This is a genomic window from Marinobacter sp. MIT930201, assembly GCF_047122665.1.
Taxonomy (GTDB): domain Bacteria; phylum Pseudomonadota; class Gammaproteobacteria; order Pseudomonadales; family Oleiphilaceae; genus Marinobacter; species Marinobacter salarius.
In genome coordinates, this window is record NZ_CP138916.1 from 2497623 (window position 1) to 2520934 (window position 23312).

28 protein-coding genes are annotated in these 23312 nt (G+C 56.6%); 6 read left to right on the plus strand and 22 right to left on the minus strand.

Going from position 1 to position 23312, the window contains the following annotated elements:
• The first annotated feature begins 187 nt into the window (after positions 1-187).
• From SIC19_RS11375 to SIC19_RS11385, 3 genes are read left to right on the plus strand one after another with little or no spacing between them, the layout of a single operon-like run.
• Positions 188-1483 carry an efflux RND transporter periplasmic adaptor subunit gene (locus SIC19_RS11375; protein WP_228712268.1) on the plus strand — a complete coding sequence of 432 codons (1296 nt, stop codon included), beginning with the start codon at positions 188-190 and terminating at the stop codon, positions 1481-1483.
• Positions 1480-4683, plus strand: coding sequence for an efflux RND transporter permease subunit (locus SIC19_RS11380; protein WP_075194705.1), 3204 nt, complete (start codon positions 1480-1482; stop codon positions 4681-4683). Before SIC19_RS11375 ends, SIC19_RS11380 begins: the two co-directional genes overlap by 4 nt.
• Complete coding sequence (locus SIC19_RS11385) at positions 4676-6070, plus strand: efflux transporter outer membrane subunit (protein WP_075194706.1); 1395 nt, start codon at positions 4676-4678, stop codon at positions 6068-6070. Before SIC19_RS11380 ends, SIC19_RS11385 begins: the two co-directional genes overlap by 8 nt.
• A gap of 18 nt (positions 6071-6088) precedes the next feature.
• Here the strand turns inward: SIC19_RS11385 and nfsA are convergent, their stop codons facing one another.
• From nfsA to SIC19_RS11405, 4 genes are all read right to left on the minus strand, one after another.
• Positions 6089-6826 carry an oxygen-insensitive NADPH nitroreductase gene (nfsA, locus tag SIC19_RS11390; protein WP_041336492.1) on the minus strand — a complete coding sequence of 246 codons (738 nt, stop codon included), beginning with the start codon at positions 6824-6826 and terminating at the stop codon, positions 6089-6091.
• Positions 6827-6950: 124 nt separating this feature from the next.
• Positions 6951-7568, minus strand: coding sequence for a PEP-CTERM sorting domain-containing protein (locus tag SIC19_RS11395; protein WP_083637149.1), 618 nt, complete (start codon positions 7566-7568; stop codon positions 6951-6953).
• Between the two features lie 165 nt (positions 7569-7733).
• Positions 7734-8591: a class A beta-lactamase gene (gene bla / locus SIC19_RS11400; RefSeq protein ID WP_075194707.1), complete on the minus strand. Its 858-nt coding sequence runs from the start codon at positions 8589-8591 to the stop codon at positions 7734-7736.
• Positions 8592-9260, minus strand: a complete 669-nt coding sequence (locus SIC19_RS11405) for a DNA-3-methyladenine glycosylase I (RefSeq protein WP_041333014.1) — start codon at positions 9258-9260, stop codon at positions 8592-8594.
• Positions 9261-9341: 81 nt separating this feature from the next.
• Here SIC19_RS11405 and SIC19_RS11410 point away from each other — a divergent pair, with 81 nt between their 5' ends.
• Positions 9342-9521, plus strand: coding sequence for a DUF2897 family protein (locus tag SIC19_RS11410; protein ID WP_036211340.1), 180 nt, complete (start codon positions 9342-9344; stop codon positions 9519-9521).
• Positions 9522-9678: 157 nt separating this feature from the next.
• The gene (locus SIC19_RS11415; protein WP_158498352.1) at positions 9679-10959 is read left to right on the plus strand and encodes an MHYT domain-containing protein; all 1281 of its coding nucleotides are present in this window, start codon (positions 9679-9681) and stop codon (positions 10957-10959) included.
• Here SIC19_RS11415 and SIC19_RS11420 read toward each other — a convergent pair.
• The 7 genes from SIC19_RS11420 to SIC19_RS11450 form a co-directional block, all read right to left on the minus strand.
• Complete coding sequence (locus SIC19_RS11420) at positions 10923-11603, minus strand: hypothetical protein (protein ID WP_052479407.1); 681 nt, start codon at positions 11601-11603, stop codon at positions 10923-10925. The two genes, SIC19_RS11415 and SIC19_RS11420, sit on opposite strands and share 37 nt — an antisense overlap.
• A 23-nt stretch (positions 11604-11626) precedes the next feature.
• A complete protein-coding gene (locus SIC19_RS11425) occupies positions 11627-12112 on the minus strand; it encodes a hypothetical protein (protein WP_127401941.1) in 486 nt (161 codons plus the stop codon).
• Between the two features lie 20 nt (positions 12113-12132).
• Positions 12133-12492 carry a VOC family protein gene (locus SIC19_RS11430; RefSeq protein ID WP_075194708.1) on the minus strand — a complete coding sequence of 120 codons (360 nt, stop codon included), beginning with the start codon at positions 12490-12492 and terminating at the stop codon, positions 12133-12135.
• Positions 12493-12496: 4 nt separating this feature from the next.
• Positions 12497-12697 carry a hypothetical protein gene (locus SIC19_RS11435; protein WP_036211335.1) on the minus strand — a complete coding sequence of 67 codons (201 nt, stop codon included), beginning with the start codon at positions 12695-12697 and terminating at the stop codon, positions 12497-12499.
• Between the two features lie 45 nt (positions 12698-12742).
• Positions 12743-13120, minus strand: coding sequence for a nuclear transport factor 2 family protein (locus SIC19_RS11440; protein WP_041333026.1), 378 nt, complete (start codon positions 13118-13120; stop codon positions 12743-12745).
• Between the two features lie 117 nt (positions 13121-13237).
• Positions 13238-13834 (minus strand): glutathione S-transferase family protein, encoded by a 597-nt coding sequence (locus SIC19_RS11445; RefSeq protein ID WP_075194709.1) that lies wholly within the window; start codon positions 13832-13834, stop codon positions 13238-13240.
• A gap of 19 nt (positions 13835-13853) precedes the next feature.
• Entirely contained in the window at positions 13854-14300 is a 447-nt protein-coding gene (locus SIC19_RS11450; RefSeq protein WP_075194710.1) for a VOC family protein, read from the minus strand.
• 132 nt (positions 14301-14432) lie between these two features.
• Between SIC19_RS11450 and SIC19_RS11455 the strand changes: the two genes are divergently transcribed.
• Positions 14433-15329 carry a LysR family transcriptional regulator gene (locus tag SIC19_RS11455; RefSeq protein WP_075194711.1) on the plus strand — a complete coding sequence of 299 codons (897 nt, stop codon included), beginning with the start codon at positions 14433-14435 and terminating at the stop codon, positions 15327-15329.
• Positions 15330-15344: 15 nt separating this feature from the next.
• On the opposite strand, the gene SIC19_RS11460 is transcribed toward SIC19_RS11455, so the two are convergent.
• The 11 genes from SIC19_RS11460 to hslR form a co-directional block, all read right to left on the minus strand.
• On the minus strand, positions 15345-15659 hold the full coding sequence (locus SIC19_RS11460; protein ID WP_075194712.1) for a HigA family addiction module antitoxin: 315 nt from the start codon (positions 15657-15659) through the stop codon (positions 15345-15347).
• A 14-nt stretch (positions 15660-15673) separates the two neighbouring features.
• Positions 15674-15814: a type II toxin-antitoxin system RelE/ParE family toxin gene (locus SIC19_RS11465; protein WP_228712267.1), complete on the minus strand. Its 141-nt coding sequence runs from the start codon at positions 15812-15814 to the stop codon at positions 15674-15676.
• Positions 15815-16004: 190 nt separating this feature from the next.
• Positions 16005-16274: a type II toxin-antitoxin system BrnA family antitoxin gene (brnA, locus tag SIC19_RS11470; RefSeq protein ID WP_075194713.1), complete on the minus strand. Its 270-nt coding sequence runs from the start codon at positions 16272-16274 to the stop codon at positions 16005-16007.
• Positions 16264-16461 carry a BrnT family toxin gene (locus SIC19_RS11475; protein WP_252971365.1) on the minus strand — a complete coding sequence of 66 codons (198 nt, stop codon included), beginning with the start codon at positions 16459-16461 and terminating at the stop codon, positions 16264-16266. The genes brnA and SIC19_RS11475 overlap by 11 nt, the downstream gene beginning before the upstream one ends.
• Before the next feature lie 39 nt (positions 16462-16500).
• Positions 16501-17139 (minus strand): hypothetical protein, encoded by a 639-nt coding sequence (locus SIC19_RS11480; protein WP_075194715.1) that lies wholly within the window; start codon positions 17137-17139, stop codon positions 16501-16503.
• 72 nt (positions 17140-17211) lie between these two features.
• Complete coding sequence (locus SIC19_RS11485) at positions 17212-17685, minus strand: hypothetical protein (protein ID WP_075194716.1); 474 nt, start codon at positions 17683-17685, stop codon at positions 17212-17214.
• A 93-nt stretch (positions 17686-17778) separates the two neighbouring features.
• Positions 17779-19116, minus strand: coding sequence for a hypothetical protein (locus tag SIC19_RS11490; RefSeq protein WP_075195803.1), 1338 nt, complete (start codon positions 19114-19116; stop codon positions 17779-17781).
• A 107-nt stretch (positions 19117-19223) separates the two neighbouring features.
• Positions 19224-19946 carry a hypothetical protein gene (locus tag SIC19_RS11495; protein WP_127401940.1) on the minus strand — a complete coding sequence of 241 codons (723 nt, stop codon included), beginning with the start codon at positions 19944-19946 and terminating at the stop codon, positions 19224-19226.
• A gap of 297 nt (positions 19947-20243) precedes the next feature.
• Positions 20244-21776, minus strand: coding sequence for a phosphoenolpyruvate carboxykinase (locus SIC19_RS11500; RefSeq protein WP_075195801.1), 1533 nt, complete (start codon positions 21774-21776; stop codon positions 20244-20246).
• A gap of 175 nt (positions 21777-21951) precedes the next feature.
• Entirely contained in the window at positions 21952-22806 is an 855-nt protein-coding gene (hslO, locus tag SIC19_RS11505; protein WP_075195800.1) for an Hsp33 family molecular chaperone HslO, read from the minus strand.
• A 61-nt stretch (positions 22807-22867) separates the two neighbouring features.
• The gene (gene hslR, locus SIC19_RS11510; RefSeq protein ID WP_036211307.1) at positions 22868-23275 is read right to left on the minus strand and encodes a ribosome-associated heat shock protein Hsp15; all 408 of its coding nucleotides are present in this window, start codon (positions 23273-23275) and stop codon (positions 22868-22870) included.
• Between the last annotated feature and the right edge of the window lie 37 nt (positions 23276-23312).

Sequence of the window (23312 nt, forward strand, 5' to 3'; positions counted from 1 at the left end):
AACCATGCCGGCAGAATCGGGCAAGCTTCCCGCAGTAACCCGATACCGCTTTATGCCTTCCACTGGATATTGTTGTGCTCCCGTTGGGTAAACATTACCCGATCCGATTAACCGGCGCTATGTCGCCCATAGCCAGCATCTCGATTCAAGGTTATTGACCTCAAGTTAACTTGAGGAAATAAGCTTCGTGTCGAATTCGTTTTACCCCAAGCGACTTAACAAGCGATCCAACCGATTACTTGGCAAAAACGGGAACGCCCACAAGGTGAACCCGATAGCGGAGCGAGAAACCATGGAAAGTCTGACTGCAAAACCGTTCAGAGGGTCTGGCCGTTTACTGGGCCTGGCTGTAGCGATCACTGTTTTATTGACCGGCTGCGAGGCGCAAAGCGATGAAGCTGCAAGCATGCCGCCTCCGCCGGAGGTGGATGTGGCGGAAGTGGTCGTGGAACCGGTCACTCTCTGGGAATCATTCACAGGCCGTGTGGCATCGCCGGAAACGGTGGACTTGCGGCCTCGCGTCAGTGGCTACATCGACAAGGTGGCCTTTGAGGAAGGCGAACTGGTGCAGGCCGGCGAGCTGTTGTTCCAGATAGATCCACGTCCGTACGAAGCCCAAAAGCAGGCGGCGAGTGCCGAACTGGCGCTGGCCAACAGCCAGCTTGATCTGGCCAGAAGTGAAGCCGGCCGGGCCAAGACGCTGCTGGAAAGCCGGGCAATATCCCGTGAGGAATACGATCAGCGCAATACCGCGTTGATGAGCGCCCGGGCCCGTGTACAGGCTGCCCAGGCCGCGCTGGATACCGCCGAGCTGAACCTGCAGTACACTCGTGTAACTGCACCCGTCAGTGGCCGGACTGGCAGGGCCCTGGTGACCCAGGGCAACCTGGCGAACGCCGACCAGAGCCTGCTCACCACGGTAGTTTCGGTAGACCCGGTGCACGTGTATTTCGAGGCCGATGAGCAATCGGCGTTCAGTAGCCAGCAGCTGCTTGCCAATGGTCAGCCCAGGGATGTGCGCATTTCACTGGGTGGCGAGGATGGCCGTCAGTACCAGGGCAAGCTGGATTTCGTCGACAATCACCTGAATCCGGGGACCGGCACCCTGCAGTACCGTGCCGTGCTCAACAACCCGGACGGCCTGATTAAACCCGGCCAGTTTGCCCGTGTGGAAATGCCCGTGGCCGAGCTGGACCAGGCACTGCTGGTCAACCGCAAGGCGGTGCTGACCGATCAGGACCGTCGTTTCGTCTACGTGGTGGATGAACAGGATCGGGTTGCGCCCCGGCAGGTCACTACTGGCCGTCAGGTGGATGATCTCCAGGTGATCCGTGAAGGTCTCAACCATGGCGATCTTGTGATCATCAATGGTGTGCAGAAGGTGTTTGGCGCTGGTATGCAAGTCAAGCCGCAGCTGGTTGCCATGAAAGAATCCGACCAGGGAGAAGGCACCGTTGCCGTCGCCCAGGAGCTGGCGCAATGAATATCTCCCGATTCTTTGTCGACCGGCCGATATTTGCGGCGGTGCTGTCCATCATCATCTTTGCCATCGGGTTGATTTCGATTCCGAACCTGCCGGTCAGCGAGTACCCGGAAGTGGTGCCTCCGTCGGTGGTCGTGCGCACCGTCTACCCTGGCGCCAACCCCAAGGAAATTGCCGAAACCGTGGCCACACCGCTGGAAGAAGCCATCAGTGGTGTCGAAGACATGATGTACTTCAAGTCTGTGGCGGGCTCGGACGGCGTTCTTCAGATGACCGTCACCTTCCGGCCAGGCACCGACGCTGAGGAGGCCACCGTGCGGGTGCAAAACCGTGTCAGCCAGGCCCAGGCCCGGCTGCCGGAGGAGGTTCGGCGCCAGGGTGTGACCACCCAGAAGCAGTCGCCCACGTTCCTGATGGTGGTGCACCTGACATCACCGAACGGCACCTACGATACGCTCTACCTGCGTAATTACGCGCGGTTGCATGTGCGCGACCGACTGGCCCGGATTCAGGGCGTTGGCGACGCGCAGATATTCGGTGGCGGTGATTACGCCATGCGCGCCTGGCTGGACCCGGACCGTATTGCGGCCCGTGGCCTGACGGCGAGCGATGTCGTCCGCGCCATGCGTGAGCAGAACGTACAGGTGTCTGCCGGCCAGATTGGCGCGGAACCGGTGCCGGACAGCGACTTCCTGACACTGATCAACGCCCGTGGCCGACTTGAAACCGTGGAAGAGTTTGGTGACATCGTGCTCAAGCGCGGTGACAACGGCGAGATTCTGCGCCTGGAAGACGTGGCCCGGTTGGAAATGGGGGCCGGTGACTACACCCTGCGCTCGCAACTGGATGGCAAGGATGCGGTGGCCCTGGGTGTTTTCCAGGCGCCGGGCGCCAACGCCCTGGAGATCCGCGACGAAGTGATCGCCACTATGGATGAACTGTCTGCCCGCTTCCCGCAAGGGGTGGAGTATGAGGCGGTTTACGATACTACGATCTTCGTCAGCGATTCCATCAAGGCGGTCATTGCCACCCTTCTGGAGGCGGTGTTGCTGGTGGTACTGGTGGTCACGCTGTTCCTGCAGACGTGGCGGGCGTCGATTATCCCGTTGCTGGCGGTACCAGTGTCGGTCATTGGCACCTTCGGCGCGCTGTACCTGTTGGGCTACTCCATCAATACCCTGACGCTGTTCGGCCTGGTGCTCGCGATCGGTATCGTGGTGGACGACGCCATCGTGGTGGTGGAGAACGTCGAGCGTAACATCGAGGAAGGCCTGAAACCGCTGGCGGCGGCTCATCAGGCCATGAAGGAGGTCTCTGGCCCTATCATTGCGATCGGTCTGGTGCTGTGCGCCGTGTTCATTCCCATGGCGTTCCTCTCCGGGGTTACCGGCCAGTTCTACCGGCAGTTTGCGGTGACCATTGCCATTTCCACGGTAATTTCCACCATCAATTCGCTGACCCTGTCGCCGGCGCTGGCGGCGATGCTGCTGAAACCTCACAGCGCCCCCAAGGATCGGCTGCAGCGTGTGATCGACGCGTTGTTTGGTTGGCTGTTCCGGCCCTTTAACCGCTTCTTCAACGCCAGCGCCGAGAAGTATCAGGGTGGCGTGTCCAGCTCCCTGCGCCGGCGCGGTGCGGTGTTTGTGGTATACGCGCTGTTGCTGACGGGTACCGGGCTGATGTTCAAGGCGGTGCCGCCGGGCTTCATCCCCATCCAGGACAAGCTCTATCTGATGGCGGGCGTGAAACTGCCGGAAGGGGCCTCCCTGGAGCGTACCGATCAATTGCTACAGAAAGTCACCGACATCGCCATGGAAACCGAAGGTGTGGCCAACGCCGTGGCATTTCCCGGCCTGAACGCACTGCAGTTCACCAACACCTCCAACACCGGTGTGGTGTTCTTTCCCCTGAAACCGTTTGACGAGCGCAGCCTCAGTGCCGGGGAGATCAACGCCCAGATCAACCAGAGAATCAGTGGGCTGAAAGAAGGCTTTGCCTTCTCCTTCATGCCACCGCCGATCCTGGGCTTGGGTAATGGCTCCGGCTATCAGTTGTTCATCGAGGACCGTGGGAATCTCGGTTACGGGGCCCTGCAGAACGCGGTGAACCAGTTCCAGGGGGCCATCAGCCAGACACCGGGCATGGGGTATCCCATCACCAGTTACCAGGCCAATGTGCCGCAACTGGATGCGGAAGTGGACCGGCTCAAGGCCAAGGCCCAGGGCGTGCCCCTGACTGAAGTGTTCGACACCCTGCAGACCTACCTGGGGTCCACCTATGTCAACGACTTCAACCGGTTTGGCCGTACCTGGCAGGTCATCGCCCAGGCAGACGCCCCCTACCGCGACAGCGTGGAGGACATTGCCCGCCTGCGCACCCGTAACGACCAGGGCGAGATGGTGCCGATCGGCTCGATGGTGAACATTCGCCAGAGCTTCGGACCGGACCCGGTATTGCGTTATAACGGCTACCCCGCAGCGGATATCGCCGGGGAGGCGGACCCAAGGGTGCTGTCATCGGCCCAGGCCATGGATACGCTGACAGCGCTGGCGGACCAGGTGCTGCCAGCCGGAATGGCGTTTGAATGGACCGACCTGAGCTATCAGCAGGCCACCCAGGGTAATGCCGCGCTGGTGGTGTTCCCGCTTGCCATCCTGCTGGTGTTCCTGGTTTTGGCAGCGCTTTATGAGAGCTGGACCCTGCCGTTGGCGGTGATCCTCATCGTGCCCATGTGCATGCTCTCGGCATTGATCGGCGTGTGGTTTAGCGACGGGGACAACAATATCTTTGTCCAGGTGGGTCTGGTGGTGTTGATTGGCCTGGCCTGCAAGAACGCCATCCTGATCGTGGAATTTGCCCGCGAACTGGAGCTTCAGGGGCGGAGCATTGTGGAGGCGGCGCTGGAAGCCTGCCGGTTGCGGCTGCGGCCCATCATCATGACCTCCATCACCTTTACCGCTGCGGTTGTGCCCCTGGTGCTGGCCACCGGCGCGGGCGCCGAGGTGCGTGAGGCTCTGGGCACGGCCGTATTTGCCGGCATGATCGGGGTCACCCTGTTTGGCCTGTTCCTGACTCCGGTGTTCTACGTGGCGCTGCGCAAGCTTTCTGGAAGCCACCCGCTGAAGAGCCATCATACATCCACACTGTCTTCCGATGACGGCGATAGCGAAGACGCATTGCCAGGAGGTAGCCATGCTTAAAGTCATCACCATGACGGGGGCTCTGGCCCTGTTAACAGGATGCGCCGTGGGCCCAGATTACCAGGCCCCGACGACGCCGGAACCGAATGCGTTTTCGGAAGGGCGAACCATGGTTGCCGGTGGAACCGATCAGCAGCGTTTCTGGCAGGGATTTGATGATCCTTTGCTGGCACGCCTGATTGATGATGCCCTGGCCGCCAACCTCAGTCTGGAAGGCGCCGTCGCTCGCTATGAGCGCGCGGCCGCCCTGCTGTATGGCGCCGAGCGGGATCAATGGCCCAGCGTCACGGCCAGCGCCTCTGGCGCCGAACAGTATCTTGCGGATATTGAGCAATCTCCCCCCGGTGCCGGGCCAGAACGGGTGCAGCGTTACCAGGCTGGCGTTGCCGCCAGTTGGGAGCTGGATCTGTTCGGGCGCCTTCGCCGTGCGACGGAGGCCCAAAGGGCGGAACTGGAGGCAGCCGGTGCCGATCTCGGTGCCGTTCAGGTAGCCATCGCGGGCCAGTTGGCCAGCAGCTATTTTGAGCTGCGAGGCCTTCAGCAGCAGTATCAGGTTGCCCTGCAGAGTGTGGCTTTGCAGCAGCAGTCACTGGACATCGTGGAAGCCCGGGTAAAGGCCGGGCGTGGTACCGAGTTTGATCAGGTCCGTGCCCGTGCCCAACTGGAACGGACCCGGGCCGAATTGCCCACCCTGCAGGCGGGGATACGAGGGGCCATGCACCGCATTTCCGTGCTGACGGGCCAGCCGCCGATGGCGCTTGTCGATACGCTGTCACCTCGTGGAGCGCTGCCGGAAACCCTGCCGACGATTCCCGTGGATAGCCCGGGGGAAGTTCTGCGCCGCCGCCCGGATATCGCCGCTGCTGAGCGACGCCTGGCGGCCTCCACCGCCCGCATTGGGGTGGCCACCGCTGACTTGTTCCCTCGCTTTACCCTGAGCGGGCTAATCGGTTCCGTTGCCGGCGACACCAGCGATCTGTTCACCGGTCCGGCGGAAACCCGACGCGTTGCCCTGGGCATTGACTGGACTTTCCTGGACCACGACCGGGTCAAATCCCGTATCGAGGCGGCAGGAGCCGATAGCCGTGCGGCATTGGCCAGCTACCAGCAAACGGTGCTGGAGGCCCTGGAAGAGGCAGAAACGCGGCTGGTGCGTTATCAGCGAGCGCAACAGCGGGAAGAGCGGCTGGAACAGGCGATGAATAATGCCGAGCACGCCGTGGAACTGGCCCGGGCTCGCTATGAAGAAGGGTTTATCGGCTATTTCGAGGTGCTGACGGCGGAACAGGAGTTCACCGCCACCCGGGATGCGGCCGTGCGTAGCCGCACAGCGGTCACCCTGGCGATGGTGGATGTCTACCGCTCGCTGGTAGGTGCGCCGGGGTAAGTCTCCCGGCGATCCTGATTACTTCATCTCGAAGCCCTTGCCGCGCAGGAAATCCCGCATGTGGGGGCGCAACTTGGATGTAAACAGTGGTTTCAGCTGTTGCGACCAGTTGGTGTCCTTGGTGCCCCCGGTGCGGGCCTGGTAATAGGTGTTCATGGTGGTGTCGAATTCCGCCACCAGTTCCGGATCGCGTTCGCTTTGGTAATAATCCTCTTTGAGGATGGACGCCAGTGGCAGTCTCGGTTTCACCTCGGGTGCCTGGTCCGGATACCCCAGGCACATACCGAACACCGGATATACATGCTCCGGCAGACGTAGTAGCTCGCTCACCTCCGCTGGGTTGTTACGTATGCCCCCGATATAACACAGGCCCAGCCCCGCCGATTCTGCTGCGGTGGCAACGTTCTGGGCCACCAGGGCAGTATCGATGCTGGCCACCAGCAACTGCTCGGTCATCCCGCGGACTACCTCGGCACCTGCGCGTTCCGCGGCATCCGTGGCCCGTTTCATGTCTGCGCAGAACACCAGAAAATCTGAACTTTCCGCCACATAGCGTTGGCCGCCACTCAACTCCGCAAGGGCCTCTCGGTTGTTCGGATCGACCACATGGATAATGGAGTAAGCCTGCACATGACTGGACGTAGCGGCGCTCTGGCCAGCCCGGATCAGTTCCTCGAACAGCTCGCGGGGAATCCTGCGGTTCTGGAACTTGCGGATTGAACGGTGTGATTTAAGAAGCTCAATGGTGGGATTCATAGCGCCCTTCAGCATGACAACGGAAAGCGCTTATCCTGCCATTGGCAGGCGATGATGGCAAAAAGGGCCCCGCAATCATCATTACGGGGCCCTTTTAGAGGTCGAGCGTTTTTTTAGCCAGCGACTAGCGGCGACGGCGAAAGCCCAGGCCGAGCAGACCTAGCCCCATCAGCGCCAGCGTGCCCGGTTCAGGGACCTGTGCGGTTACTCTTACGTCGTCGAGGAAGTTGCCGACGGTGCCATCCGGGCTCACGGAAGTGAACTTGATGGTGGTTTCCAGAGCGCTGGCAATGAAGCTTCCTGAGAAGATGCTCCAACCACTCGTTACATGATCATTCAGCAGCGAATCGGCACTGTTTCCATTGGAAATCAGGGACAACATGAAGCTTTCAGAGTTGTTCTGGCGAGCGCGGTAAGCAAAGCTCAGGTCATAACGCTGGCCAATGGTGGTATCAATGGTCTGGTAGATGCCAAATGGGCCATCCATGTCCGGGTGGGCATTCAGCTCGGCAAACTGGCTGCCGTCATAAGCGTTCACGCTGTTGAAGCCACTCTCCCAGATTTCAATGTTGCTGCCGGTCCAGCCAGCGACCTGGTCAGATGTAAAAAACTGCCAGGTGCCCGTAGTCACGTTGGGGTTTTCGAAGCTGCCATTCTCGATCAGGTTAGCGGTTGCCGGAGCGGCGAATGCGAGGCCTGCGGCAAGGATGCCCAGTGTGGCGATACGGTTGATAATGCTCATGTGGCCTTTCCTTAATGGTCATCAGTGTTGATCTGCACTGATAAAGGCAACATGTGGGCCACTGTCAAAAATTCTCCTTGAATTCAGATGCCACGATGATTTTTGAGCGCAACCTTGAAGGCAGTGTGTAAAGAATTCTGACAGGCCGGCAGCTGTTGCTGGCGATCAGAAGTGCTTCACAATAGCGCCCCCGAGGTCTCTGATAGCGCCATTACGTTCATCAAAAGACGCACCGGTTTGCGTTATATAGATCGCGATCACCAGAGGCGGGCGATGGGGTGGCCATAGCACGGCAGTGATTGAACGGGAGCCGTGGCCGCCGGCTCCAGAGCGGTCTCCGATTGTCCAGTCCGGTGGTATCGCTGCCCGGAGCAAGTTGTCACTGACACGGTTGCCTTTGAGCCAGGTAACCAGAGTATCCCGGGAACCTTTGGATAGCGCCTCACCAAGTACCAATTTGCGGAGGTTCGCGACCATCGCCTTGGGACTTGTGGTATCTCGCAGGTCGCCCGGCGTGGCCTCATTGAGTGAGGTTTCCGTCCGGTCCAGCCGCGTAACGGTATCGCCCAGATCGCGTGCATACGCGGTAACGCCGTCGGGGCCATCAATGGCCCCCAGTACCAGATTGGCGGCGGTGTTGTCGCTGGTGGCCATGGTCGCTTCACACAGCTCCCGCAAACTCATACCTGCCTCTTCCCCTACACGTGTCTCAGTGACCGGTGAATAGGTCACCAGATCGTCCTTGCTGAAGATCACTCGCCGATCCAGATCAACAGTGCCGTTATCCACCTTTGCCAGCAACGCCGCACAGGCCAGGGTTTTGAAGGTGCTTGTGATGGGGAAACGGTCATCGCCGTGATAGTCCCAGGATTCTCCAGTCCCGGAATCATAGAGGGCGATGCCCACGCGTGCGTCCAGGCGCTGTTCCACGGTTTTCACCGCCTCAAGCAACGGGTTGGCGTGGACCAGAGAAAGCGTGGAGGTCATCAACCAAAGGGCGAGCATTAACAGGGCGGAACGCATCTAATCTCCCACTGAGTAAGACAGAATTCGCGACAGGTGGCTGTAGGGCAGGCCAGTTTCCTTATGCCAGTCGTTGAAGGCCTGCTGTGCCTGCATCAAGGCCTTTTTGCTGCCGGGGCTGGCATCCAGCCGTTCCTCCCGATGCAACCCGGCGGCCACATCCGACGACAGGATAAACCCATCCCAGCCTACCCGACGCAGGAAATATTGGGCGGTGTTGCCGCCGAGGCGGGCACCGTGGCGTTTGAACCACATCAGCAAGCCGACCTGATCGTGCGAAGGCCACTGGCTCAGGAAGGCTCCAAAGCCACCGTGCTCACGGGCGCCATCCACAATCATCCGGGCGTTGTCCGGCACCGTGCGAATTTTCTGCATGTTGCGCACAATGCGTTCATCCTGTGCCAGATCCTCCAGCACTTCTGGCGGAACCTGCTGCCAGTACAGCGGCACGAACCCCTTGAAGGCATCTTCAAATCCCGGCCACTTGTTCTCGATCACTCGCCACACGAAACCGGCCTTGAAGACGCAGCGTGTGACCTCGGACAGGTAGCGGTCGTCACCCATGGCTTCAAGCTCACCGGGCGCCGCAACCCGGGGCAATATGGCGCGTAGCTCGACTTCGCCGCCTTTGCGGGCGGCTGCCTGATTGTAAATTCTGGAGAAGGACATCGTAATTTCCGGAATCCGGTTGTCGGGTTGAAGGCGTGTGGTCCACTATAAGGTAAATGGGTTCAATGAAGGAGCCAAGCCATGCCACTTATCGGATGGGTTTTTGTCATAGTCGCGCTGGCCCTGGTGGTCGGCAGCCTCTTCGTGCTGCGGGACAGCGCCAACAGTATGAAGATCTCTGACGAAAAGATGAAAAAGATCCAGGAACGCAAGGCCGAGGTAGAAGCTGAGGAAAGTGCGGAGGACCGGGAGCAGTGGTAATTTGCTGTCCCCGTTAGACATTTCACGAAAATTCACATTGTCGATGAAACGGTAGCGCAAGAGCCCCGTATCTCTGATGAATTTCTCATTTCACGGCAGTTTGGCCATTGGCGAAACCGGTCGTGAACAGTGTTCATCCAGAAAAACGGGTTTCAGAATGACGGGATATTACGATTACACCCTGGTGGCCGCCTCCTTTGTGGTTGCGGTACTGGCATCGTACAGCGCGCTCTACTTCGGCGCACAGCTTGCTACGCTCGAACAGGCAAAAGCCAGGCTATGGCTGGCGCTCGGGGCTCTGACGATGGGAACCGGGGTCTGGGTCATGCATTTCGTAGGCATGCAGGCCTATGTGATGCCGATGGAAATGAGCTACGACCTCACCATTACCCTGATTTCCTGGGTTGCCGCTGTGGGTGCTTCGGGACTGGCCCTGCATATCATCGGCAAGGACCGCGCGGGCCCGCTGCAGATCGTTATCGGCAGCCTGTTCATGGGCGGCGGTATTACGTCCATGCATTACGTCGGCATGGCGGCCATGGAGATGGAGCCGGGGATGCGCTACGACCCGGTTCTGTTCAGTGCTTCCGTTGTCATTGCGGTCGGGGCCTCGGGTGTGGCCATGTTCATTTGCCGCCGCTTGCAGTCAGTACAAGGCCTCAAAGGAACCGCCCTCCAGCTCGGCGCCGCCCTGGCCATGGGCGTGGCTATCTGTGGAATGCACTACACGGGCATGGCTGCCATGATCTATCCTGAAAACGCCATGCCCGCTGCAGACAATCTGCTATCGGGTGATTGGCTGGGTGCCCCGCTGGCCCTGTTCAGTGGCGTATTGATCCTGGTCGCTCTTTTTGCCTCCGCCAATGACGTCAAGCAGCGCCGGAACGCTGAAATCCAGGCGCTGGAGGAATCCCGGCGTGTCGAGCGCAAAGCACTGTACGATTCGACCACAGGACTGCCCAACCGGGCCAGCCTGGCGAATCATCTGGTCAAGGAACTGGCAAGGAGTGAAACCGACAAACACGAGTTCGCTGTGCTCTACCTGGAGGTTGCCAACCATCGGGAGATTCCCGACAACCAAGCTGAAGACGCAATAGCCGCCCTGGCCAGAACCGTGAGGACAGCCTTCGATGAAGGAACCTACCTGGCACGCCATTCAACCAGTGCGTTCGTGTTGCTCGTGACAAACCCCGCAGACGACAAACACAAAGACCTGTATCAGCGCCTTCGGAATCTTCCGACGGAAACAGAAAGTGGCGTTACACTTGAACTTCGAGCCGGGCAGAGCGTGTTCCCCAACTCCGGGCGTAATAGCCGGATGCTGATGAAAAAAGCGATGGAAACCTCAGAGCTTCGAAAGCTGGGGCTCGCCAGCATGAACGAAGAGGTAAAATCGGCGGATTACTTCGAGGCGCGTTCAGCATTGCCGGAAACATGATGCTGGCGGGTCAACGACGCCAGTTCATTTTGCAGCGGATCCAGCAACCGGGCCCTGACGGTAGGATGCACTCGCGATTCCGGGTAGCAAATGACCAATCGAATGTGGGATATGTGTTCGTCCTTCGGGAAAACAATATTCTCAACGTACTGGCCTGATTGGCTGGCTTTCATCAGGTTGCGCTCAGGCTTTTGATCGGACCCAAGCCGGTCGCCCTCTGAGAAAAAATTAAGGCACCTGAAGACGTTGGCCGGCGCCTTGCGGGGGTTGAATCCCCATTGGGCCGGCAACGTTCGGCCCAGGCCGCCTGCCGCAATGGTCACAACCAGGTCGACTGTGATGTCACGCCGGGCGAGTTCACGTGCCACCTTGATCGCCTCGAAACCGCCCTGACTATAGCCGACGATGGCTATTCTGCGGTTGGCGCCAGCTGCTTCGCTTAAATCGTCCGCGATGGCTTTCGTGGGATGCATATGGCTGTACATCGTTGTGTCGTGGTAACCGGACTCCTTCATCATGCGAAGCAGGTGTTTCCGCATAAGGTCATGGCCCATAAGGCCGTGAATCGCCGCCACCTTTGGTCCATTGAAACCAGGTTCAACTGCCGGGTAGTCCGGTGCCTGGGGAAAAGGAATTCGTATCATCGACTGCTTTTCTCTCTATTGGGCTATTGGGAGGAGCTTTGATCCACCAGCCGAATCGCAACACCGGCATGCTTCGCCCCGGCTTTAGTTTGGTGATGGGATTCGAAAAGACTCACCCATTGGCCTGCTTCCAGTACCAGCGTCCCCTGGCCCGCGAGGTTGCCATCACGGGTTGTGTATTCACTGGCATAGGTGAGCTGGAATGAACCAGAGGGCTTTTCCACCGGGCTGATCTCATATCCCATGGAGAGTGCCCGCGAAGCAACAAAGTTACTGTGTTCGGTTGTGACTGCTCCCACCCTTAGAACCCTTGACTCATCCAGAAACTCTGGCAGCACATCGCCTGGGGCGCCGTTAGGGGTGGTGGCACGACACTCACAGTAGCGGATTTCGAGAAGCAAAGGCTTGCTGCCGAGGTAGTCTGAAGCCGTGGGCTGGCCGGCTAACGTCAGGTCAGGGAGGGTGGAAAGTGCTAGCAAGCTGATATTGCGCAATGTCTTCCTTGGCATTTGGGGCTCCTAAAGATTGTTTACACCACTGGCTCTGACCAAACGGCATACTCATTGCCATTGGGGTCCGAGAAATGAAAACGGCGACCGCCCGGAAATGAAAAAATGTCCTGCACGATGGCACCGCCCGAGGACGTCACTTTTTCAAGGGTGGCTTCCAGGTCGGCACTGTAGAGGACTATCAGGGCACTTCCGTTGCTGGTGGTGGCGACCTTATCCGATTTGAAGAAGCCACCGTCCAGCCCGGCATTCTCAATAGCAACGTATTCCGGCCCGTAGTCTACAAACGACCAGCCAAACGCGCTGGCAAAGAACCGTTTCGTGACGTCAAGATCCCGTGAAGGGAGTTCAACATAGTTGATCTTTCCGGTTTCTCTCATGTCCCTAATCTCCCTCGACGACGGCTTCCCGTTCCCTCTCGTACTCATCGTACGATTTGTTGGAGCGCGCCATACACTCTTCGTACTGAGCCGGCGGAACCGTATTACATTCCTGTCGGTTGTTGTGCTGGATGTTGTCGTAAACGGCCTTGTTGCTGCATCCAGCTACCGAAAAAATGAAACACGCCATCAGAACTCTGTGCATGATTTTTACCGTCCCTAGAAGGTAGCTTTGGCGCAGCTACCATTTTCAGTTGGCGGAAGGCAGGTTGCCTCCCAGCATGTTCTCAACCACCGCCGCATTGTAGAAGGCTTCAACGGTCTGGATCTTATCGTTGCGCACGCGGAACCAGACGGCCAGCCGCACATCCCCAATCGGTTCAAAGTGGGTCTGGTAATCCAGAATCGCGAATACGTGCTCCCCGTCGGCACTGAGCTGCCGGAGGACGAGGTCTTTCTGGATGGCGGCCATACCGAACTGGTAGGACAACATGTCATCCGGACTGAGGAAATGCATGTTGGGCCCAACATATTCAAACCCGTCGGCAACCAGCCACGCTTTTGCCTCATCAAAGCGATGAGCACGGGTATCGGCGATGAACTGCTCCACGACGTCTTTTGGCTGCATGTACAGACTCCATTCCAAGACAGGACGATTTAAGTGCCTGGATCTGCGTAGATTGCATTGTTCTGCCACCCAGATCAAAGCATAGCGATTATTGTTATCGTCGTGGAGTCTTAAACCTTATTTAATCCCTGGCATCCCGATGTATCCAGGCAGCGATTTTATACGGTCGATCCAGGCCTGGATGGCTGGGTATCGCTCGAGTGTTACGCCACCTTCCCAGCCCGTTGCGACGTAAGGAAACACGGCACAGTCGGCAATGGTGGGCCGGCCCAGTGCCAGCCATGGATGTTCGCTGAGATGTTTCTCGATCAACGGAAGAACTTTAGCACTGACTTCCAGTGCGCGCGCCTTGTCCAGCGGGTACCCGAACTTGTCGATCAAACGGGCGGCGTTCGGGCCAGCGTGAATCTCGTTGGCGGCGGTCGACAGCCACTGCATGACCTCGCCCTGCTGTGCTGCGCCGTCTGGCCACCATTGGTTGCCGCCGTATTGGCGAGCCAGATACACCAGAATCGCCTGAGAGTCGCGCAGAACAACGCCATCATCGGCCAATACCGGCACCTGGCCCCAGGGATTGAGTGCGATAAACGGTGATTGTTTGTGATCGCCACCCGGGAGATCCACCGGTTCCAGTTCCAGATCAATGCCTGCTAATGCAGCAAACAGACGAACTTTGTAGCAGTTCCCGGACAATTCCAGATCGTATAGTTTCATGGCATGTGCTTCCTGAGCGTTAATGGTTGTTGCTGGTGGGTGTGCTGGCAGGCCCTGATTCAGGCAATAACTGGTTGAACTCCAGTACGTTCCTGTCGGGATCACGGATAAACAGCGTGATCCGGCGTGGGCCGAGACGATGAATGCCTTCGGTAATGGCAATGCCTGCCCGATCAAGCCAGTCTTTCAGTGCGTAAAGATCATCGACCACGAAGGCGGGATGGGTTACACCGGGTAGCTTGACCGGCTCATCCAGCAACACGTTCCGGCCGTGAGGCAAACGCGTAGCGTTGAAGATCAGGTTGATGCGCACGCCGTCTGGCGTTTCCATTTCATTGGCTTCGTACTTGTCGAAGCGGCGTACCTCCTGAAACCCGAGTTGTTCATAGAAGGCCACGGCCTGTTGGCGGTCGCTGACCCGGATACCGACGTGATCGTACTGACGAATCGGCTGAGGTTGTTTCATGACGGACTCCGAATGAATGACGTTGTGCCACCAGTAAACGCCTCAACGCGGATTCAATAAATGCCGTCCACCTGTTAGGATTATTCAGGTTTTTGCACAAATCCCTGCCACACGCTGTGACGGTGCCCGCCGATGGACAAACTCAAAGCCATGAGTACCTTTGTCGCCATTGTGGATCAGGGCAGCCTCTCCGCAGCCGCTGACAAACTGGACCGATCCCCGGCCGCTGTCGTGCGAACCCTCGCCAGTCTGGAGCAGCACCTTGGTGTTCGCTTGCTCAATCGCAGCACCCGCCGTATCGCGCTTACTGATGAGGGGCGCGAATACCTCGATCACTGCCGCCGTATTCTGGCGGACATCCAGACCGCAGAGTTCCAACTGGACAGCCGGCGCGCCGACCCCGCTGGCAAGCTGACGATCACTGCGCCTGTAACGTTTGGCCGTCTGCACATCGCACCATTACTGAACCAATGGCTGAAACAGAACCCCGCCATGAGCGCGGAACTGATCCTGCTCGACCGCATCGTCGATGTGATCGAGGAAGGTTTTGATCTGGCCCTGCGCATTGGTCACCTGGCTGACAGCTCACTGGTGGCGAGACAGGTCGGCAGTACGCCCTATGTACTCTGTGCGAGCCCTGAGCTCATCGAACAGCGCGGCCTGCCCAGTCATCCCGAGCAGCTATCAGACTGGCCGACCGTGGGGTTCACGCCTGCCGGCGAGGTGTGGCAGTTTCAGGTAGAGGGAGAGCTGTGGGAGCAGCGCATTCATCCCGTAGTCAGCGCCAACCAGATTGACACCGAACTCGCCGCCGCCCGGGATGGCCTGGGCATATGCCGGGTGTTGGGCTACCAGGCGCAGGAGGATTTTAAGCGCGGCACTTTGGTACCCGTGTTGGCGGAATACAATGCCCCGGCGTTGCCGGTGCAGTTCGTGTTTCCGCACAGCCGTTTGCTGTCACCGCGAGTGCGGCAATTTCTGGATGCGGTGGTGGGACCGTTGCAGGAACGGTTGAGTGGGACGTACTGATTCATAGCGCCGTTGTTATGCAGTATGTAGCGGCTTGATTCGATCCACTTCTTCCTTGACCGACTGAGCGGCCGTCCAAAGATCAACAGATCGCTGCGCATTCAGCCAGAATTCCGGCGAATTACCAAACAAACGGGCAAGCCTGAGCGCCATTTCAGGACTGACAGCACGACGTTCGCGCAGTAATTCATTAACTGACTGGCGAGAAACACCCAGAGATTCAGCCAACCCGGCAACGGAAAGGCCATAGTCCGGAAGGAAATCCTCCCTCAGCATCTCGCCAGGGTGGGTCGGCTTGCGCTGCATGCCGGCAGTATTAAGAATAGCCATAGTCATCACCTCACTCAGTGGTAGTCACACACTTCGACTTCATACGCATCGCCATCTTCAAAACGAAAACAGATACGCCACTGATCATTGATTGAAATTGCGTGCTGCCCCTGCCTGTTTCCCGACAGCGGGTGAAGGCGATTGCCAGGCGGCACTTTCAAATCCTCCAGCTACACGGCCAGATCCACGTATTCAAGTTTTCTAGCGGCTCTCGGTGCAACATCCGCAGGAAATTTCTTTGACTTGCCCTTGGAGTAAAGTTCTTGGGTTCGTTTGTCAGAGAAGGAGTGTATTGTGCCACGTGACGCTTGTCAGCGTGACATGGCAATGCTGCATAACGCTCCGCTAATGTGCGCCGCCTGTGGCGTCACCATAGAGCGGTTTATTAGCAGATTCTGCCTGCAAACGCTCCACCAGCCACACCTTGATGATCGATTGGCGGGTAACGCCAATGCGTGCAGCCTCACGATCCAACGACTCGACAACCCAAGCCGGGAAATCGACGTTGATTCGCTTTTGTTCCTGATTAACGCGGCGAGCAGAGGACAGGTCCAGGTCATCGATGATATCTTTCTGACCTTCTTCAAATTTTTTATCGAAGTCTTTAGCTTTCATAGAGCTCAACCTCCTTCTTGCGGGAACGTCTGACTGAAATCAGACGAATACGAGCATCCCTGTACGTGACGACAGCCGACCAGTACTTTTCACCAATCTTTCCTATCAGCAAACCCCTCTGTTCATCCTCTGATTTTGCGCGGATCTCCAGCAGGTACGGATCTTTCCACAGCCCTTGGGCGGCCACGAAATCGATACCGTGCTTGCCCAGGTTGGCCTGGCATGGTTAGATTTGCCCGGTTTTCAGCACCTCACGGCTCTTTTTCTCAATTGGGTAACGGCAGAGCGACATTCTCAGTCTTGATACCGTGGGCATTTTGCTCAGAACCAGCTTTTCTAAATAGTGAATAGCGTAGTCAGCATGACCTGCAGCACGATCAAGTTCAGTCGCTATTGATTCAAAATCATCCGAATCTCGTTGCGAAGGCTTTTTAACAGCCCCCGGTGAGCGGGAGCTGTCCTCGGTAAACGTACCCTTCAAATCAAGAACTCGATCTTCAACTATTGAAAAGCTTATTCTGAAAAGATGTAGGTGGGCCGCAAGTGACACATCTACATCCAGCAACCGAACCATCTCAGCTTCAAAATAAGGTGATATTTTCGGCCTACGCAGCGATAGCTTTTCAGCAAGCCATCTCGGGTATTTCTCGTCAGATACATTGCTATCGGCAGCAAGAGTGTGCAAATTTTGAGCCGCTGTAACAATGGCTAGAAGATCAGAAAACACTAACATAGCCGCCGTCCGCCGCTCCCTGCGGGTTTGCGCTAGAGCAACTATTAGAGCCGCGATTAATGCAATGAGGCCTCCAAAAATCGCCCCCAACATTGTTTGCCAATGATCTAGCCATTCAATAATAGCGGCCATGAACAAAGTGCCTCGTAAAATCTAACGCGGAGCGCACCGGCGCACTTAAGTGAGTCAGAGTGACGCGAATTGTTATAAATGTTCTCGGACAAACTGCTCAACACTGAGATGCCGTCCCTTGCTTTGGTAGTACCCATCTAAGGCATAGGCCATCTTTTCTAGCGGAGCGTTATCATACCCAAAATCTTGAATCTCTCGAATGTAGCGTTCTATGAATCCTTGGGGAGCGAGCTCTCGCCATTGCACCACATGAACCAACTCATGGAAGTGAAGCCGAAGCTCGTTTGCGGCCTCTACCTTTATGTAATAGGTATCGTTGTAGGTGATACCTCCGACGTTCATGTCGATGAAGTCGCCTAGACCTGCTTCTCGGAGTTCTGGAAAATCAGGCTTCGGAATTTCGTCGGTAACAACGAAAAACGCTGTTTTGAGAAAATCAGGCGAGTAAAAACCACTGAAGTATTCTTCAAGGACGGAGCAAGACCGACGCACTTTTTTATGCGAGGAGTTCACCTGATGTATCCATTCCTCGATCCCTTCGATCATTACTCCTCCTATTTATAACGCCCGGCTCATCACGCGCCGGTTTGGAGCCGCGAAGCGGCGGAAAATCGGTCGCTGTGCAGCCGATTGTTATATTTATTCGGCTTTGAGCACGGAGCCTTCAAATATCTTGTGATACTTCGATGGCGAATAATCTGGGTTGAGGTAGAACTTGGGATACCTTTCCCCCTCGATACTTGCGTATCCATTTAGCTTGTCTTTGAGCTGCCCCATTTTTGAAGGAATAGCAAGCTCCTCTAGGGTCCGTTTTATAAAAACTCGATACCTCTTACCAACGAAGAACTGCTTATAAAAGGCGCTGGGTAACGAGCACTTCAGACTAGCAGGATCACCATTGACCCCAATACCTAAAAGGGTAGTAGGAGGGGAAAGCGTGATGTACCGTTTCTCTAACCCCTTTTCGATTAAGATGTTCTCCCCGATTTTTTCAATATCGGCTTTTAGTTTCTGAGCAGGCCTAATATCACCTGACGCGATGCCATTATTCACTTCTGACAGCATTGATCTGAGCGATTTAACGTCACTCTCATCTCTCATCTGCTTGAGCACATTCATAAAGTCCGAACCATCCTTGGATTCTTGGATCAATAACGGCAAGAGGCTATGAATGGTTAGTGTTGATGATTCGGGCGATAGCCCCAGATCTTCAATGATGGCAGGTAATTTGCCAGAGAATCTGGTGACACCCTTCGTAAATACTCGCGAGAATTCAGAAGCGTCTGTAGCGCCGCACTTTATTCGACCCATAAAGTCGGCTGCGAAGAAATCTCTCAAGGGGTGTGGCATGTAGCTGTGACCATTCTCAGCAGCCATTACTTGGTGCCACACATATTGGTTACCAAGCCACCCAAGAACGGTAAGCATCCTCTTAACGTGTGGGGCAAGGCGTTTCCATTGAACGGGAGCCCCATCAGTACCTCGGATATTGAGCCTTGGGCCCGTTAAGGAATCCACATTTTCAGCTAAGACAGCCTCTATAAGGGGGTTAGCCTTATCGATTCCTAGCGCACGAAAAACCAAGAAAAACTCTGAACTAGAGTGTTCCCAGAGGAAGTGGCTAAATGCCTGAACCTGCTGAAAATAATGACTAAATAGACCGCTATCTTTTTGGGCTTGAAATGCTTCAGTCCAGGTTTCCGACAAGCCCGAAGCTGTTTCAATGTATTCACGGTCTTTTTGACTTGGAATCTGTGCAAAACTAACCGATGGATGCTCTAGCAGATCTTTTCTCTGCTTGGAAAATTCTTCTTTGTAATTGTCAGGAACGACCAGTTGATCATGGAGCAAAAAGGCCTCTACGAAACGACCAAGCGCAACATGCTCCATATCCAACAGGTTTGGCTCAGAGATTGGGACGAATCCCAACGCACGTTGAACGCTCGATATTGTAGAGTTATCAATTAAGGTCGCCATATGCTGTTAACTCCCCAAATATAACGCAGAACTTTGCGGCAATTATGGAACCGCGAAGCGGCGGGAAAAATTGCCCGACAACAGTGACTTGTCAGCTGAAACCGATCCTAGTTTGAAGGCCACAAGGCTAGGATTCTTCCTTTGTTCATCACGACAAAACTATCAGGATCACTCTTGTATACCGCGCGTCGTTTCGTTTCCCACGAATAATAACCTTTCACTTCCCATTGCCGCGGAGCTCCGAGTGCATCTTCCAGTTTATTCTGTAAAAACTCATTACCAAATTTGTGATTAAACCCAAGTCGATACATTATGTGGGATATGGCTTGATCGTCTTTAGAATTATCAAAATAGTATATTGTACTTTTGAAGATTGAGTGTTCCAGATTTACCGTCCAGTAACCTTTATCTGTCTTTTCAATTGTTTCGGGCGAGAATGTATTTTCAAGCTCCTTTCGACTACTGCCCGGCCGAATATCTTGTAAACCCTGTGGGAAAGGATTGTTCTTGCCAAACAACGACTCTGTTTGGAGTTCGTAAAGTTGATCGCGTATTGAGCGCAACTGTTTATTTAAAGACTCAACCTGAGACGTTTTTGATGAGACTTCGCCACGGAGCTCTATCGCTTCTCTAGTAACGTTTCCCAACTCCTTCTCAAGATCTGCCGTTCGGACCGGTAAAATCACTTCATTGAAGAGTAAAAGCATAAAGCCAACTGTACTGGCGACAGCCACTGCCGCAACAGCAATTGGGTGATTTCCCGGACCGGATTCTGGTATTTGTAAGTTTATCTGAGGAGCTCTGGGGTCCAGCAATTTTCCTTTTCTCAATTCAACCTCTCCGAGTGAACATGCACACAGCTAACAACAGTTCGATAGCGCTCAAATTGATCACACAGATTTGACCGCTTCATGATTCCATCCAATCACGGTGTGTTCGTGCGTCAACGATCAAGGTAAACAACAGCTTAGCCTACACCTCACCGTGCTGCCATGTAGTATCGAGGCAGTCACCGTTCTCCCAATCATATCGGCCTCACGCTCATGGTTCAGCGGCAGGTTGGCTGTCCGAGCACAAAAAAAGCGCCGTGCTCATAGAGCAGGGCGCTTTCTTCAGTAAAGGCGGGCTTACGCTTTCGGCCCGGCCTCCACGATGGCGTCGGAAACATCAAACTTCTTGAAGTTTTCCACGAACTGGCCAATCAGCTCGGCGGCCTTGGCGTCGTAGTCTTCCTTGCTGGCCCAGGTGTTGCGGGGGTTCAGCAGGTTGTTGTCCACGCCCGGTACGTCAACCGGCACGTCCACGTTCAGGGTGGGCAGGTGCTCGGTCTCGGCATCGTCCAGGTCGCCATTTTGGATGGCAGCGATGATGCCACGGGTGGTGGGGATGCTGAAACGCTCGCCCACGCCGTAGGGGCCGCCGGTCCAGCCAGTGTTCACCAGGAAGACCTTGCTGCCAAACTCATCCATGCGCTTCATCAGCAGCTCGGCGTAGACGCCGGCCGGGCGCGGGAAGAAAGGCGCGCCGAAGCAGGTGGAGAAAGTGGCTTTCAGCTTGGACGAAGAGCCCATTTCGGTGGAGCCCACCAGCGCGGTGTAGCCACTCAGGAAGTGGTAGGCCGCGGCTTCCTTGCTGAGGATGGACACGGGCGGCAGTACTCCAGTCATGTCGCAGGTCAGGAAGACGATGTGTGACGGCTCGCCGGCGCGGTTCTCAATAACGCGTTTCTCAACGTGCTCCAGCGGGTAGGCGCAACGGGAGTTTTCGGTGAGAGAGACGTCGGTGTAGTCCGGCTCGCGGGTTTCCGGGTCGATGGTGACGTTTTCAACGATGGCACCGAAGCGGATGGCGTCCCAGATAATAGGTTCGTTCTTCTGGCTTAGGTCGATGCACTTGGCGTAGCAGCCGCCTTCAATGTTGAAGACGGTGCCGGGGCCCCAGCCATGCTCGTCGTCGCCGATCAGGAAGCGATCAGGGTCGGCGGAGAGGGTGGTCTTGCCGGTGCCGGAGAGGCCAAAGAACAGGCATGTTTCGCCGTCTTCACCAACGTTGGCGGAGCAGTGCATGGGCAGCACGTCTTTTTCCGGCAGCAGGAAGTTCTGTACGGAGAACATCGCCTTTTTCATTTCGCCGGCGTAGTGCATGCCTGCCAGCAGTACCTTGCGCTTGGCAAAGTTGATGATCACACAGCCGTTGCTGTTGGTGCCATCGCGCTCGGGCACGCACTCAAAATTGGCGGCGTTGAGGATCTGCCACTCCTGCTTGTCGGCCGGGTTGAAGCTGTCAGGGCGAATAAACAGGTTCTGGCCGAAGAGGTTCTGCCAGGCGGTTTCGGTGGTCATGCGCACCGGCAGGTAGTGTTCCGGGTCGGAGCCAACGTGTACCTGGCTTACAAAGCTGTCTTTCTCGGCGATGTAGGCTTCAACGCGATCCCAGAGGGCATCAAACTTGTCCGCATCGAACGGGCGGTTGATGGGGCCCCAATGGATATCGTCAGAGGTACTGGGCTCTTCGACGATGTAGCGGTCTTTCGGGGACCGGCCTGTACGTTCACCGGTTTTGACCACCAGAGAACCATTTGCGGCCAGTTGGCCTTCGCGTCTTTCCAGTGCCAGCTCAACCAGTTGTGCTGCACTCAGATCATTATAAGTGTTACTCACTTCGACCTCGCCCTCGGGATGTGATCGTGATTACTCAGGCCGTCCCCCCTAAAAATTGACGGAAATCTGAGCAATCGGGTCAATTCAGGCGCGCTATTATGCCAGAGACGCCGGTAAAAAACGACTGCCCCGGAAGCCGCTCTACGACTGGCTTTCGGGCCGTTCAGCCGGGTGTTCAGTGTAACGTATGGCCGGTGAAAAGGTGATCAATATCATTTCTATCGAAGCGATAGTGTTGATGACAGAACTGGCAGTCCATTTCGATGGAACCCTGCTCGTCGAGGATACTGTAGCACTCCTCCTTGCCGATGGATTCCAGGGCGCCCAGCGTTCGCTCCCGCGAGCAGCTGCAACGGAAGGCGACGGGCTCGGCATCGAACAGGCGCACAGTTTCTTCGTTGAACAGGCGATGGAGCACGGTTTCGCTGTCCAGGGTCAGTAGTTCTTCGGCTTCCACAGTGCTGGCCAGGTGGTTAAGGCGATCCCACAGGTCGGAGTCCTGTTCGGTGTCGCCGGGCAGTTTCTGCAGCATCAGGCCGGCGCTGCAGTTTTCATCGGCAAACAGGAAAAAGCTGGTGGGGATCTGCTCGGAGCGTTCGAAGTATTCTTCCAGGCAGCCGGCCAGGCTTTCCTCTTCCCGGGGCACCACGCCCTGGTAACGCTGGCCTTTGTCCGGGGAGATGGTGATGGCCATGCGGCCCTCGCCCAGCAGCGCATTCAGGGAGTCCTCGGTCACAGCGTGTTCGTCGTAACGGGCCAGGCCACGGATGAAACGATCATGGCTGCACTCTGCCATCAGTGTGCGCAGCGGGCCTTCGCCCTGGGCTTGCAGCGATAGGGTGCCTTCAAACTTGAGGGTGCTGCTCATCAGCACGCTGGCCACCAGGGATTCGCCCAGCATGCGCCGCACGGACGCGGGGTAGGGAGCCTGGCTGCCAATTTCACTGTAGCTGTCGTTCAGTTTCACCCAGGCTCCCCGGACCTGGCTGTCTTCAAAAATAAATCGCTGGAACTGGTCCCGGGATGCCATTGGTATTTCTCCTGAGCGTTAAAGTCGGAAACGGTAATCATTGGGGCGGGAAACAGGAATGCTAGAGCCCGTTCTGTTCCCGGAAGCGTTGTATATCCCGTCGGTCTTTCTTGGAAGGCCGTCTGGCCGGGGGTAGCTGCGCCGCCTGCATGGTTTTGCGCTGCCATGAGAGTTCTTCCCGGCGTTTCACGCTGTCGTCGGTTTCGTGATAGAGCTTCTGGGCTTCGGGGGCGCCCCGGCGCCGGTCACTGATGTCGTCCACCACCACAATGCATTCCTGCCAGCCCAGCCGCAGGGTCACTTTGGCGCCGGGCTCCACCAGTTTTCCGGGTTTGGTTCGCTGGCTGTTGTAGTGAACCTTGCCCCCTTCGATGGCTTGCTTGGCGAGGTTGCGGGTTTTGTAGAAGCGTGCTGCCCACAGCCATTTGTCGAGTCTTACGCGGGTGTCGTCAGTGGTGGTTGCCGTCATGTCTCCTCACCTGATGAGCGTATACGCATAGTATAGC